Genomic DNA, 11,055 nt, shown 5'->3' on the forward strand with positions numbered 1-11,055 from the left:
ATATACCTTAAGTTGATGGATGTGTGGTGCTACCCCATCACCATCAAGCTAAGGTTTTGAAGTACACACTAAATGAAAATTCTCTTTCTCTACAATTAGTTATTTTGAGAATTCAACTCATTTTTTCTTTTTGGGGGTATTTACTTTTCTTAAGTTGATGGGCATGGGGTATCGCCAGCATTTCGGAAAAAAACACGTTAAGCAAAAAATAAAATGAGCTGTCCATATGAACAGCTCATTTACATAATTATCGTAATCGTTATCGGTAGCAAGGAAAAGGGAGGAGGATTTAGATATGTCAGAGCATTCCTTAAATATTTATGGAAGTAAATACCAGGTTGGCGCCTCATTCCCTGAATCATTTCCGTACCTCTATACAAGTTCTATTCGAAAATATGATAACCATCACTTTCATTCAGTTAACAGACATATACCTATTTTATCTACAAGGTATAAACTTCCAGGAACTAGGTTTTTGCGTTTTTTTTCCTAGTACGATCCAACTTTTTTCTGCGTTTATATTTTCATAATTTAATGGATAACCATCTGTATAAATGTTATATTCTGCAGGGTTATTCGGGTTTATTTGAATTTTGAAATCAGCTAAACTATCAGATTTTTGAGAAAGGTGAACCCAACTAGAATAATTAGACCAATTTAAATATTGATATTGATCATAACTCGAGCTCTTCATGTGAAGATATACGCTCTCACCATGGTGTAATTTTGTATCATTTTCTTTGTAAAATTCAAATTCTATAGGTGTGCCAGATTGTGCATTGTTATTTCCATTTGCAAGTAACACATAATCGTAACGATTTGCTGCGAACCATTTAAATGTTAAACCTTGATAAGGTGATTCACTTGGTACGATATAATAGTTTTTGCCTTCCTCTACGATATTTCCTTCTGTATCATAGATTAATGCCTTCTCTATACTTGGAGCCTGCTCATTTTTAGTAAAAGTTTTAAACCAAAGATTTAAGAAACCTGCTGTATTGCGTTGAGCAGCTGTTAAGCTTCGCTGTACAGCTGGTTTAACCATTTCTTGCCACAATTGTGCTTTACCACTATTGTAATACTTAAGTGTATTATCATTAACGATATTCTGGATTTCAGGTTTAGCTACTTTTGCTACATAATCGATCCATTCTTCAGGTTTAGAGAAAGAATCGTTATAATTCCCGCCAGTATTGACTGCAAATTGATCTTGAATAGTTGTGACATAGTCTTCAAAGTGGCTATGATATTTGATAGCTCTTGTATCAATTGCAGTGAAATTTGCTGCATGCATAGGTTGTGTAGCATCTGTAAGGTAGTGCGTGGCTACTCCTAAATAATAGAAAGCTTTTTCATAGTCTTTATTTCGAAAATGTTCTCCAGATTCATAAAAGTATTTCTTTCCTTGTGTAAGAGCTGTTGGATCTGTTTCGCCTCGATAGTTTTTCTGAGTATCAGGATCATAAAAGTGTGACTTCCATCCGCCTTTGAAAACTCCGCCAATTCCTAACCCGCCATCGTTAAATTCAGAATTATAATCTGCATCATACAATCCTTTTGAAAATAAATCTTTATATTGTGGGAAATTTAAGAAGTCTACAGCCTGCTTATTTGTTTCCACATTAGACTCTGCCTTCATAATTTCAATAGCTTGTTTTGCAATCCATAAATGTGTACTTTTATCAGAATGATAGGGAGCCTCTGCAGACCATTTTGCAACAATGGGATCATTCTCAGTTAAATCAATTTGATCAGTATGAGCATAGCTATTATGAGGGAATGCGCCTAACATAGCTAAAGTCATCCCAGCTATACATAGTGTAGGTATAATTTTTTTCATTTCATTTTCCTTTCTGAATACAATAGTATAATGATTATTATATATATAAACAGTAAATTCAATATCCTTAAGTAGGGGTACCACCACATCGCTATCAAGCTAAGAAATACAAATACCTCCAAAACGAGAAAATTGACATCTTTATGTGAAAATGCATAATTTTTTTGTTTTGCGATGTTATAAAATTTTTAAGTTGATGGGCATTTAAGATCATCATAGTTTATATATCTTTCAAATGTCTTTCATAAATGTTACAAAAGTCTTGCAAATATATAAAAAAAGTACCACCACATCGCTATCAAGCTAAAAAGAACGGGTTACCTCAAAACAATAAAAATGAGCATAATGCACAAAATTTTCGTTTTGGGGTATTTCAGAATCTTAAGTTGATGGGCATGGGGTACGGCCAACGTACTAAAATAAAACCCACGCTAAGGATTATTTGCATCGTAATAATACTGTACGTTTTTGTTACAATACTTTATTTGAAGCGTATTGCTAAGCGACTTGTTGATTTTAGTGTACATTCAAAATATTGATTTCATTAATCTTATCCGACTATATCTATTTTTAGCAAAATCAATAACAAAAATATACTTTCAAAACACTATAAATAAAGAAATCTGTAAACAAAAAACATCGCATTAATATAAAAAAGAATGCCACCTTAAAAGGCAGTATTCTTTTTTATATTTTCATCTAAGCAACTAAATAATTAACTGCCATATATATGGTTAAAAATACACCTAATACTAATTCAAGACCGATAATTATATATGAAACATTTAAATTAAAATCTCTTATGCTTCTATATATAAACATAATCCCTAATAAGAAGAGTGTAACATATAAAAATTGACCGATACTAAAAGTTAAAGTACTCGATAGTAAAATTAAAATTATAAACAGCTTGTCTATCGTTTTATAATTAATTATTTTTTGTCCAACAAGTGGTTGCATAAATTCACTCCTAATATTAATTTTCTGAATTATGGATATTATCAGGCCTATTACATCATGAATTTTCTGTTTTTTATGTTATAAATAAGCTATTTATATAAGTTTACATAACACCAATAGGGATAAGCAATTAGTCTTGAAACTTACCAAATTCACTTATAATACACATTATATATGAGTTAAATGAACAGTATAGCCAAGAAAATAAAAGCAGTAAAAATATGGCTAAACGTAAACAGTATGCTTTCATTTGTAATTGAATGCGAGAGCTTGGAATTATGACGAATAATTTTTTTCATTATAAAGCCATATAGGATTGAAATTACTGTAAGTACAAATAGTATAGTTAAAAATTTCATCCTATTATAGTCTACAGTTGTTGCTGTAATAATAGCAGGTTTTATGGCAAAGAAATATGCCATTAGATACATAAAGACATTCAAAGTGCAATATACAGAGAAATTTATAATTTTTTTGTTCAAATTGATCCTCCTCATAAATAATCTTGTTTACAACATCTCTTTCAGGATCATTTGGTATGATAACTTTTATACCATTAGATTCTAACTGTGATTTGTAAGCATCCTAATCTAGAATCGAAAAAACTGTGTAGGTTCTATGTCTCTATCAAATGATATTTGCACCTGAACCAAAAAAAGAGATAAAAACACTTTTATTAAGTGCACTATCTCTTTTCGAATATGTAATGCATATCCCATGCAAATTTACCACATATTTTAATGGGACTTACAGATTGCTCTTCAACAAAAATTATATCACATTTTTGTAAAAAATATACAATTTTTAACTTTTTGTAAAATCCACCGTGGAAATATATGCAATACAAATATATTGACATAATATATTTATCTATACCTATCGATTCATATTATAACAATAAATATGAATCGAATATAAAAATAGATCTTTCTATAAGAATATACTATATATTCTTCTCTATTTAGTTATACTTATAATTTATTACGAAATGTATATTGATTTAAAACATTTTGTTCAAAATGTTTAATTGAAATTTTTAGGGGTTTAAGACCGTTCTTTGTTCTCCTCTTCTAAATTAGCATAATTTTCAAATATCAAAAGTGGATATGTTAAGATTTGATATATAATAATATCAACCCGTGGTTAGAGTGTTTGCTCCGATTCAAGTTATGAGATAGTTTATTTCACTTTTTTTCATTATCTAAAAAAGAACTTGTAGAGATACCTACAAGTTCTTTTTATTTTCAAATTCAATATTAATAATAATTTAACTATATTAACAGGGTGCTGCTATTGTTGTGGTCTTCATGTATATTAGCAAGTATTCATTTATTCACCCAAGATTTATACTATTCAAACCCCTGTTTTTTCTGGGAACACCATGTACTTTTTATAAAAGCCCAAAATTGCAAGCTAACACTCCTACTATACTAGTTTTATCTATATACCCTAGACCGTTTCGACTATCCATACTTTTATAACGATTATCTCCCATTACAAATAATTTGCCTGAAGGCACTTTCCTCTCGCTAAAGTTGGAGAAAAATTCAGTTTTATTAATTAAATCTTTGTAAACATAAGGTTCTTCTTGTTTCTCCCCATCTATATAAATGGAATCGTTAACCATTTTAACTGTTTCATTGGGCAAACCAATTATCCTTTTTATGTAATAATTGGAATCGTTCGGTATTTTTATAACAACAATCTGCCCATGATATAATGGGCAGATTGTTGTAGCTGCTCTATTTACTAATATATATTCTTGATCTTGTACAGTGGGGTACATGGAATTTCCTTTTACTTTATAAAAATCAAAATTGAAAAATAACAACAAAAACATCAACATACCAAATAGAAAAAACTTTAAATTAAGATTATATTCTTGTTCTTCAGATAACATATGCTTCCATTCCTTATTAATAATTTCATAAAAAATGCCGCCTACTAAGTTTTAATGCAGGGGGCATTTTTTTATTATCTTCATTCGCTTTATTTAGTTTGTTTGAGAAGGGGTATTATCCCCTTTATCCTTTTTTAATTCAAAGTATGCATCTAAAATGTCTCTACCAATCATTGAATTAATTCCACCTTTATCATCATATACCCATGGTACAACAACAGAAAATGCGACTTCCGGGTTATCATATGGAGCATATCCTGCTAAAGTTAAATTATAACAACGGATTCTTTTCCCTTGTTCATCTCTACCAACAGGATCATCTCCTCCATAAACTGTTTGTGCTGTTCCTGTTTTACCAGCCGGTTTATAAGAAGCTTTTTGGAAATAATGCACACCTGTTCCATCACCTTCTTGAAATACTCTTCTGAAACCTTCTTGTACTCGATCAATATATTCTTTTTTCATATCTACACGGTTCAATACAACTGGCTCCATGGATTGTACAACTTTTCCAATCTCTTCTTCTTTCACTGTATGCTCTCGAATTTCTTGCACAATCTGTGGTTTCATTCGATATCCCCCATTTGCAATAGTAGAAATGTATTGTGCTAACTGCAATGGTGAATACGTATCATACTGTCCAATAGCTAAATCTAGTAAGAAACCTGGCTGATAATTTTCTTTACTCATTTGTCCAATATCTTCATTTGGTAAATCTATACCTGTTGGAACACCTAAACCAAATTGTCCAAAATAATATCTCATTTTATCAAATGTAGCTGCTGTAATATTTAATGAGCCATTAGGTACATAATTTATGCCTGCAATTTTTAAAGCTGTATTGAACATGTAAACATTTGATGAAACTTGTAACGCTCGTAGGTCATCAATACTTCCAAAATCCTTCCAAGATTTTTTGGGTTTTGTTCCTTTAAAATACATAGGTGCATCATGAAAATATGTTCCTGGCGTTATGGAACCTGTCTCAAATCCTGTTAAAAGTGTAGCTCCTTTTACGGTAGATCCAAGCTCATAAGAGCTAGTCAATGTACCTAAAGCATAATCTTCTACTTTTATATTCCCATCTTTTTTCACTAATTTTTTTCCAGCCATGGATAAAAGTTGACCTGTTTTTGGCTCCATCATTACAACAAACGCTCGGTCTAATAGTGGTTCTGAACCTTTAAACTCTTTTAAACGCTTTTCAATAATCTCTTCAACCTGCTTCTGTAATTTCATATTGATTGTTAATGTTAAATTTTTTCCGTTCTTCCCGTTGGAAATCATTTCTGTTTGAGTAATATTTTTTTCTTTGTCAGTAATATTTCGAACTTCAGCTTTTTCTCCATGTAATACGTCTTCATATCGTTGTTCAATATAACTTTTTCCAATGCGATCATTACGATTGTAACCACGCACTAAATAAGAGTCTAAATTTTCTTTTGGAAGCCCTTCTTCAGCACTTGTAATATTTCCTAATACCGAACGGAATAAATCCCCATTTACATAATTACGATCCCAGTCTGTTGTTGCATCTACCCCTGGGAATCTTTCTAAATTCTCACTTATTATTGCGTATTCTTTCTCGGTTGCGTTCTTTTTTATAACTTGAGGTGTCATTTGATATCCTGAACTCATTTTACTTTTAATAGCTAATACTTTTAGGTCTTCTGGCGTTAATTTACTTAGTTCTTCATCAGTGACACGTTCTCGTCTCAATTTTTCTATTTTATTATCAAACCCTTTTCCCTCAATATTTTTTGCTCTAAGTTTTTCCTCGTCTTGTTTCGTTATTTTTTTTTGGGCCTGTTCTTTATTCATTTGCATCCAAAAATCTTTTCTATCTGTTTCAGTTAATTTATTTATATCTTCTTCGGATATTTCAATTATATTTGAAAGGTCTTTAGCTACTTTCAGAATATCATCGGATTGTATACCTTTCATTCTTGTGTACGTTATGACACGAATAGCGTTATTGTTAACAACCTTTTCACCTTCTCGATCAAAAATCTGTCCACGTGGAACGGGGACACTAATGGTTTCGTTTTCTTGTTTTTCAACTATATTTTTATAAGATTCTCCATCAACGATTTGTACTTTTCCTAACTGAAGAATAATAGTTGAAAATAGTAAAAACACACAAAAACACAGTGCGTTTAATCTAAAAGTAACTTTATCTTTCTTTGTTTTATTAGGCTTTCCTTTGCTCATGTAAACCTCCGCTTTAATAATATTAAATCCAATACTTTTACTTTAAATATATTAAATAATATATAAGGATAAGTAAAGTTAAATAAATTTAAAGAATTTCTAAAGTATTACCTGATTTTATTAATATATATTTTTAAAAAAAGAGAGCACTTATACATGCAATCAACTTAAGAAACTTTAATACCCCTAAAATACATCTCATCACTTCAAAAGGTACACCTTGTGGTTTAGTTTCTATCACTACGTATTCAAAGAAGTGAAGAACGTTTGTTATGTCTATAAAAGTATACTTTTATAGACGATTCAAAGGATTGACTTAACGTTAAACACACCCAGGATTATATGTAAACCACAGAAAATGGTGAAGAGACCTTAAAAATATCTACTTCAGGTAGATTGATAAATTAATAAAAAAACAAGAAGGTTAAATAGTAAATATCGCTTTTCCTCTTGTTTTTGTTTTGTGAGTGGCTCCAAAAAGAAAGAATCGTTGTCGTACCCCAACAATAGTATGCAATTTTGCATATTTAATTCGAATCATTTAAAAAATATATTATTTTGTTTTAGTTATATATCGTTCTGGAGGGAATTTATGAAAAAGAAAAAGAAAATAAATCAAATTATGCTTGGAATTAGTACAATGGCATTGTCATTAGGTGCGTTGCAAGCTGAAGTATCGGCGGAAGAAAAGGTACCTTACAATGTACTGCAAATGAAACCAGCAGGGATAGAAAAGCCAAAAGATGCAGTTGCTCATTCCTCAAAAGCTGATGAAATATTATCGTTTGAAGAACGTTTAAAAGTAGGAGATTTTTCACAGAAGCCAGCCCCCGCTAATAAAAGTGTGAAAGCGAAGCAGTCGCAGGAAAGCTATACTTTGGATGAGCTGAATAAAATGAGCGATGAGAAGTTAATTGATACACTAGCAAATATTCAATCCGGACAAATTACAGGTTTATTCCAGTATAACGAAGAAACAAAAGCTTTCTATGGAAATAAAGAGCGTATGCAAGTAATTATGAATGGATTGGAGAAACAAGGAAGTACGTTTACAAAAGATGATACAAAAGGAATTGATACATTTACTGAAGTGCTCCGTTCTGCTTTTTATGTCGGAGCGAATAATAAAGATGAGAGATTAAGTTATTTAAAAGAGAGAAGCTTCAAAGATAAGTGTTTACCGGCATTAAAAGCAATTGCAAAGAATCCAAACTTCAAACTCGGTACAGCTGAGCAAGATTTAGTTGTAACTGCTTACGGGGATTTGATGAGAAATGCTTCTAGTGACGTTGAAACAGTACAGTATGCAGCAAAAAATTTAAAACAGTATAATAATAACCTTTCTACATATGAAAATGACCGTAAGAAAGGAGGCGCTGTATACGCTGTAATGCAAGCTGTTGATGCCGATATAGAGATTGATTGGCGCCTCTCAGGTAAAGAGATAAATGAGACAATGTGGTATGGGAAGATTGATAGTTATATAAATGAAATCAATAAAATGGCGCTTATCCGTAATGTGACGGATGAAAATAGTTGGCTCATTTTATATTTCTTATAGTCCATGTTGTTAAAATTATCATAGTTTATATATCTTTCAAATGTCTTGCAAATATATAAAGAAAGTAACACCACTTCACCATCAACTTAAGATTTTGGTTGCTCTCCAAAATGAAAAAAATGAGTTGAATTCTCATAAGATTCTTCTAAATGGTACAATTAAGAAAAGGGGGAAATGATATGCACGATTACAAATTCGTAAAAATCGAAGTTAATAAATGGAACGGGGAACCTAAAGAAGATTATAAACGTATTATTACTGAACATGCTGAAGACGGTTGGAAACTTGTTCAAATATTTGCGCCACCAACTATGGGGTACGCGAATTACTTTGATATTATCTTTGAACGAACAAAATAACTCCTTTCGAAAAACGAAGAAAGTTTCTTTGAATAACATACAAAAGAAAATTGAGATATTTAGAAATTTAGTTGTCTCCGATTTAACTTATAAAACAAATGAACTGATATTAATCAACTTCCAATAACGATAATTATGTAAATAAGCTGTCCATATGGGCAGCTAATTGTATTTTTTGCTTAGCGTAGTTTTTTTCCGAAATGCTGGCGGTACTCCGAATATGTAAAGAGATAATAAAGTTGTTTAATTTACAATAAAATCATTTAAAAATAATAAAGGTGTTTAAAAATCCTTATCCGACTAAAGGGGCAGTTTAGGGGAAGGAGGAATACTATAATAATCTATAGAAATAAACAAATATAATTAATTTTAAATAGGGGGAGAGTATCATGAAGGATATTAATCTAACTATCGAAGGGCTTGATGTTCATTATTACGAATTAGGGAATAATACCAAACCACCGATAGTCTGTTTACACGGACTTGGAAATAGTGGGGCAGTCTTTTCTGAGTTAGCTGAATATCTAGAAGATAATTTTCATATATTATCATTTGATAATCCAGGCCACGGAGGGACAGCTCCTTTTATAATTGAAGATGGCTATCTATTTTCAAACATTGCAAAATGGTATAACAATGTATTCCAACAAGTCTTAAAAGATCCTTTTTATATTTTAGGCCATTCTTGGGGAGCTGATATTGCATTACACTATGCTAAAATGTATCCTGAAAAAATTAAAGGGGTTATCTTACTAGATGGCGGTTATACTTTTCCAGATTTTCAGGAAGATATGACCTTTTCTAAAGTATATGATGGATGGAATGATTATATGGAAAATTCCTCTGTTTTCGACACTTGGACTGATGTAATCGGGGAGTACAAACAATGTACAGAACGATGGAATGAAAAAATTGAACAAATGGTTCAAACACTTTTTAATAAAAAAGAAAAATATGAACTTATTAGTTCAAAGTTTACTGTATTATCTATTATTAAAGCATTTTTTAAAGAAAGTTTTACAACAACTTATCCTTACATAAAATCACCATTGATTCTGATCCACGCAACTCTTCCAGAAGATTTAATTAACGCTAGAAGAACTGGAATCAACAAATTAAAACAACATATAGAAAATGTCACCATTGTTTCTATGGAGGAAACTGACCATATGGTTCATTGGGATAACCCCAAAAAAGTAGCAAATGAAATTCATAATTGGGTATCTAAATGTTGAACTACGTGGCGATTGCCAAAAAGAGATGTTAAGAGATAATAAAGTTGTTTAATTTACAATAAAGTCCTTTGAAAAATAATAAAGTTGTTTAATTCTTATTGAAATAACGGTGCAGGATAGTTGAATAAGGATGATGATATAATTAAGGGGGAATTTACTTTATTTTATAATTTATGAGGTGGAGAATGGACTCTTTAGAATTAAATAAATCTAAATATATTGTCTCTAATATCAAAGACATTTTGCATAAAAAGCTTATTCTTGATAAACCGTTAACTAAAGATGAGGTAAAAAAATTAAACCTAGTTAATCCCACTGTATACGAAAATGAGAAGTATCTCATTCAAGAACGGTGGTTTTATAGTATTAATATCGGAGAATGGGAAGATGTGGAGATTTTTATTCAAGGGAATAATGAAAATCCCGATGTGGAGATTATCGAAATGGCAGAAAAAATATTCGATGAACTCCATCTACATATAAGCTGTGCATTAAAATATTTACATAAATTCTTCCCTAATCAAGAAATGAAGAACTACTATCTATCCACAATATGTTTTGGAAAGATGGTTAATTTTGACGATTATATATTTTCAGGGTTTAGTTTAGCTTTTATTTATGATGGTCACTTTGAGTTTCAGTATAAAGTAAAATTTAAAGACGATGGATGGCCTATTGGTTTTGAAGGTGGGCCACTTTAATAATCATAGATAATTTTTTCTTATTGAACTAACGGGTGCTTTAGTTGAACAAGATTTAAACAACTTTATTATTGATTTTTGAGTGCAAGCACCTTTAAATGGATAGAAATTAAACAACCTTAAAGAGCTTTACTACAATACAATGTAGCAAGGCTCTTGTATTTTTTATATCTAAATTAAATAACATTATTATCGCTTTTCAATCTGGATTAATACCTTCATTCTTAGTAGGGTGCCATTGCTTAGACAATTCAGGAACTACTTCCTGTAGCGTTTTAATTTTTCTTT

General features: G+C 30.9%; 8 protein-coding genes and 1 pseudogene. 4 read left to right on the top strand and 5 right to left on the bottom strand.

Annotated elements, in window-relative coordinates; genetic code table 11:
• Positions 1-439: 439 nt before the first annotated feature.
• From VK90_RS08360 to VK90_RS08385, 5 genes are all read right to left on the bottom strand, one after another.
• Positions 440-1,840: a zinc dependent phospholipase C family protein gene (locus VK90_RS08360; protein WP_048372021.1), complete on the bottom strand. Its 1,401-nt coding sequence runs from the start codon at positions 1,838-1,840 to the stop codon at positions 440-442.
• A gap of 699 nt (positions 1,841-2,539) precedes the next feature.
• A complete protein-coding gene (locus tag VK90_RS08370; protein WP_048371978.1) occupies positions 2,540-2,800 on the bottom strand; it encodes a hypothetical protein in 261 nt (86 codons plus the stop codon).
• Between the two features lie 179 nt (positions 2,801-2,979).
• Positions 2,980-3,282, bottom strand: coding sequence for a hypothetical protein (locus VK90_RS30635; RefSeq protein WP_048371980.1), 303 nt, complete (start codon positions 3,280-3,282; stop codon positions 2,980-2,982).
• 908 nt (positions 3,283-4,190) lie between these two features.
• Positions 4,191-4,700 carry a signal peptidase I gene (gene lepB / locus VK90_RS08380; RefSeq protein WP_048371982.1) on the bottom strand — a complete coding sequence of 170 codons (510 nt, stop codon included), beginning with the start codon at positions 4,698-4,700 and terminating at the stop codon, positions 4,191-4,193.
• Positions 4,701-4,793: 93 nt separating this feature from the next.
• Positions 4,794-6,911, bottom strand: coding sequence for a peptidoglycan D,D-transpeptidase FtsI family protein (locus VK90_RS08385; protein ID WP_048371984.1), 2,118 nt, complete (start codon positions 6,909-6,911; stop codon positions 4,794-4,796).
• 592 nt (positions 6,912-7,503) lie between these two features.
• Between VK90_RS08385 and VK90_RS08390 the strand changes: the two are divergent.
• The 4 genes and pseudogenes from VK90_RS08390 to VK90_RS08405 all read left to right on the top strand — a co-directional run.
• Positions 7,504-8,466, top strand: a pseudogene (locus VK90_RS08390) (M9 family metallopeptidase N-terminal domain-containing protein); the annotation flags it as partial.
• Positions 8,467-8,651: 185 nt separating this feature from the next.
• Positions 8,652-8,831 carry a DUF4177 domain-containing protein gene (locus tag VK90_RS08395; RefSeq protein WP_048371988.1) on the top strand — a complete coding sequence of 60 codons (180 nt, stop codon included), beginning with the start codon at positions 8,652-8,654 and terminating at the stop codon, positions 8,829-8,831.
• Positions 8,832-9,220: 389 nt separating this feature from the next.
• Positions 9,221-10,066, top strand: a complete 846-nt coding sequence (locus VK90_RS08400) for an alpha/beta fold hydrolase (protein WP_048371990.1) — start codon at positions 9,221-9,223, stop codon at positions 10,064-10,066.
• Between the two features lie 185 nt (positions 10,067-10,251).
• A complete protein-coding gene (locus VK90_RS08405; protein WP_048372023.1) occupies positions 10,252-10,767 on the top strand; it encodes a hypothetical protein in 516 nt (171 codons plus the stop codon).
• Positions 10,768-11,055: the final 288 nt, after the last annotated feature.

It is taken from the genome of Bacillus sp. LK2, from assembly GCF_001043575.1.
GTDB classification, from domain to species: Bacteria; Bacillota; Bacilli; order Bacillales; family Bacillaceae_G; genus Bacillus_A; species Bacillus_A paramycoides.